This window comes from Neobacillus drentensis, assembly GCF_036965425.1.
In the GTDB taxonomy this organism is placed as follows: Bacteria; Bacillota; Bacilli; order Bacillales; family Cytobacillaceae; genus Neobacillus; species Neobacillus drentensis_F.
Map to the genome: position 1 here is coordinate 1 of NZ_JBALPP010000212.1, position 3,704 is coordinate 3,704.

A 3,704-nucleotide genomic window follows, 5' to 3' on the forward strand; every position below is an offset into this window, starting at 1 on the left:
GGATAATAGCTATTATCTTTTTGGTATCGATTGGAATTGTTTTTCCACCGAAAAGGCCAAAATGATCGATTAAGGCTCCAATGAATAATTGCCCTGCTATTACAGCAACCATGGTGGGGGCTACCCCGATTTTTGGAACAACTATTACCATGATGCATACATACAATGCACCTAAAAAACCTCCTAGCAGCTGCCATTTTGGTACAGAAAAAATAGCTCCTAGATTGCCTTTTCCAAAGAACAAGACAAGAAAGAATAGGGCGAGTGATCCTATTGAAAACGAGATAAATGCGCCTTCTAAGGCCCCTGTTTTTTTACCTAATCCTCCATTAATTTGAGCTTGAATTGCTATTGCGACACCGCCGACAAATGAAATAAATGGAAAAATCCACTTCATTTTTTTCCTCCTGACACGAAATAAAGCGCTTTCAATATTTTAAGATATAATCCCTTTTCGAAATTGTTCACCAACAGCATGTGAACGATTTTGCGCTCCCAGCTTTTTGATGGCTGATTTCACATATTGTTTAACCGTTAATTCGCTTATATCCTTAGAAACAATTCCATTTTGGGTCAATAAAATGATTTCTTCTGCAAGGTAGCCTAAGGGTGAAAATCTAAATAAGTATGCATTCTTGACAGGAAAGAGCTCCATATACGATTCCAGGATTTTATATAACCTTTCTTCATGGCATGAAGCATGATCCAGCTTATGGATATGCTGCTGTAAGGTATACTGAGAAGTCAAGCTATCAACTCTTTAGGGGATACAGTACGTGTAAAATCGGGAATATTCTAATTATATAAATAATTATATCCTATAGATAGGCATTATGAGAAATCGTATCTCTTAATGTATGAAAAATATTCAATTAAGAAGGGAAGATGTGTTTTGGCCAATTTAGACCCACAAGCAAAAGTATACTTAGAAATGTTTAGCCAAATGCCCGCACTCCAGTCTTTAGACGCACAGACAGTTAGAGAAATGTTTGCTCTAGCACCGCCAGTTGAAGTGGAACTAGCTCCGCTTGCAAAGGTGGAGGATAGAATGTTTCCTGTCGCCGATGATGCTGAGATTAAAGTTAGAATTTATACCCCTGAAGGCCAAGGACCATTTTCTCTCTTTGTTTATTACCATGGTGGAGGCGGGTGATAGGGGGATCTCGAAACAGCAGATGCCAGCTGCAGAATGATTGCTAATAGGACAGGAAGAGTTGTGGTTTCGGTGGATTACAGATTGGCACAGCCGGAAATACTCAAGTTCCTTAACTTCGTTGCGGATAAATTCAAATTGCGTCCCGATATCCAGTTTAAAACACGTATCACGGAGGCCCATTACGATGAGGGGCAAAATAACTGGAGGATTCAGCTAGATGATGGAACAACTGTGCCTGCTAAGTACTTTATCACTGGCGTGGGATGTCTATCTGCTGCCAATCTGCCAAATTTTAAAGGTGAGTGGTACCATACAGGGCACTGGCCGCATGAGAAAGTTGATTTCACTGGTAAACGGGTTGGAATCATTGGTACTGGCTCAAGTGGGGTTCAGGATATCCCAGTAATTGCTGAGGAGGCGGGTCAGCTTACAGTCTTTCAACGGACACCACAGTACAGTGCACCAGCGAGGAATCACCCTTATGACCCTGAATACATCTGGCAATCAAAAGAGAACTTTATAGAAATCAAAAAACAAATGCGTAAGTCACAAGGAGGTCAGCCTGTACCGACTCCAACCAAGTCGGCACTTGAAGTTTCCAAAGAAGAACGTGAGCAGGTATACAACGACGCCTGGAAAAATGGCGGTTTAGGCATTTTTAGCTCCTATTATGACATCACCATAGATGAAGCTGCTAACGAAACTGCGGCTGAGTTTATCCGCTCTAAAATTTGCGAAATTGTAAAGAAGCCTGAAATGGCCCAAAAGCTGCATCCTTCATATTATTACGGTACTAAAAGGCCAATCATTGATACCAATTATTATGAAACATTTAACCGTGAAAACGTTTCATTGGTTGATGTAAAAAGTTCACCGATTGTAGAAATTACACAGAAGGGAATCAAAACCACTGAAGCAGAGTATGAACTGGATGCCATTGTATTTGCAACCGGGTTCGATGGCATGACAGGACCATTGTTAAAAATGGATATCAGGGGTAAAGATGGTATGTCCCTTAAGGAAAAATGGATGGGAGGATCCCAGACAAGAACCTACCTTGGAATAGCCAATTCCGTCTTTCCTAATTTCTTTATGATTACCGGTCCAGAAAGTCCTTCCGTTCTAAGCAACATGCCTGTTTCAATTGAACAACACGTGGAATGGATTGGGGATTGCATCGAGTATCTTCTGGAAATTGGTATGGAAACGATTGAGGCGAATGTTGATGCTGAAGAAGCATGGAGTCAACATTGCAGAGAGCTTGCAGAAGCAACGCTATTTACAAAGACTGACTCTTGGTATATGGGGGCGAATATTCCAGGAAAACCGCGCAGATTTTTGATTTATCTTGGCGGTGTTGGTGCATATCGTCAAAAATGCGATGAAATTGCGGCAAATGGTTATGAAGGGTTTAAACTAAAGTTCTCAAAAAAACCTGTATCTTAAATGTGAAATAACTTTTTATAACCCAAATTTTGGCCACTGAAATAAATAAGTGTCTAATATTTGGGTGTTTTTTTATTTTTCATAAATGTAATAATTTTAATATTTTTGTAATCTAAACAAGCCTCTCTAACATATGATACACCGATTGGTCATTTAAACATCATATTGGAGGGGAAAAAGTGCCAAGAAGATGGGGGTTACTGTTCGTTTTAGCTTTTTTGCTGTTGGCAAGTTTCACTTTTGGAATTCCCAAGGGGTATGCGGCTTCTGGGGGCAAGCTTATTATCATTAATAAGGCAAATAATCGTCTTGCTTACTATGACAATGGTCGATTTATCCGCGAGTTTAAAGTTGGGACGGGAAGAAGCAATTCGTTAACGCCGGAAGGAAAATTTAAAATTGTGAATAAGATTGTGAACCGGCCATACTATAAGGGGCATATACCTGGAGGAGACCCACGTAATCCCCTTGGCAACCGCTGGCTCGGACTAAATGCACGAGGTACATGGGGAACAACGTACGCCATTCATGGAAATAATAATCCAAGCTCCATTGGAGGGTATGTAAGCAGCGGCTGTATTCGGATGTATGATAATGAAGTAGAGTGGCTATTCAGTCAAGTGCCGATCAATACTCCTGTTGTAATCACCTCATCGGGAAAATCCTTTAATACAATTGCTGCAGCCAATGGCTATAGGGTTTCAGGAGGGGCTGGTACACCGGCAGTTCCAGTAATTACAAATGGAGGAATCCTTATGAAAGGAAGCCAGGGTCCTGCCGTTATGGAACTTCAACGAAAGCTGACTTCCCTAGGCTATAATACGAAAGGGACAGATGGAATTTTTGGAGTAAATACAGAAAATGCACTGAGACAATTTCAAAAAGCCCGATCGCTGACAGTTGATGGGATTGTTGGACCAGCAACGAAAAAAGCACTAGGGATTAAATAAAAATATCGAACATTAACGCACTATGGATTTAGTGCGTTTTTTTATTAAAAATTATCCTTATTTCTTATTTGTTCATAAATAGGCCATATTTAGCAGTTATGATAAAAGATAGATGGATTGGTTTGAATATGATATAGAACTGTGTTCTAAAA

General features: G+C 40.1%; 5 protein-coding genes. 3 read left to right on the forward strand and 2 right to left on the reverse strand.

The features are described from left to right. On the reverse strand, positions 1-397 hold a 397-nt coding region (locus tag V7161_RS30135; RefSeq protein WP_335716435.1), incomplete at its 3' end, for a DMT family transporter. Between the two features lie 39 nt (positions 398-436). After that, positions 437-748, reverse strand: a complete 312-nt coding sequence (locus V7161_RS30140) for a hypothetical protein (protein ID WP_335716436.1) — start codon at positions 746-748, stop codon at positions 437-439. Between the two features lie 144 nt (positions 749-892). On the opposite strand from V7161_RS30140, the gene V7161_RS30145 reads away from it, so the two are divergent. The 3 genes from V7161_RS30145 (at position 893) to V7161_RS30155 (ending at position 3,552) form a co-directional block, all read left to right on the forward strand. Next, positions 893-1,153 (forward strand): hypothetical protein, encoded by a 261-nt coding sequence (locus tag V7161_RS30145; protein ID WP_335716437.1) that lies wholly within the window; start codon positions 893-895, stop codon positions 1,151-1,153. Positions 1,154-1,237: 84 nt separating this feature from the next. Next, a complete protein-coding gene (locus V7161_RS30150) occupies positions 1,238-2,602 on the forward strand; it encodes a flavin-containing monooxygenase (RefSeq protein ID WP_335716438.1) in 1,365 nt (454 codons plus the stop codon). A 179-nt stretch (positions 2,603-2,781) separates the two neighbouring features. Then, on the forward strand, positions 2,782-3,552 hold the full coding sequence (locus tag V7161_RS30155; RefSeq protein ID WP_335716439.1) for a L,D-transpeptidase family protein: 771 nt from the start codon (positions 2,782-2,784) through the stop codon (positions 3,550-3,552). Positions 3,553-3,704: the final 152 nt, after the last annotated feature.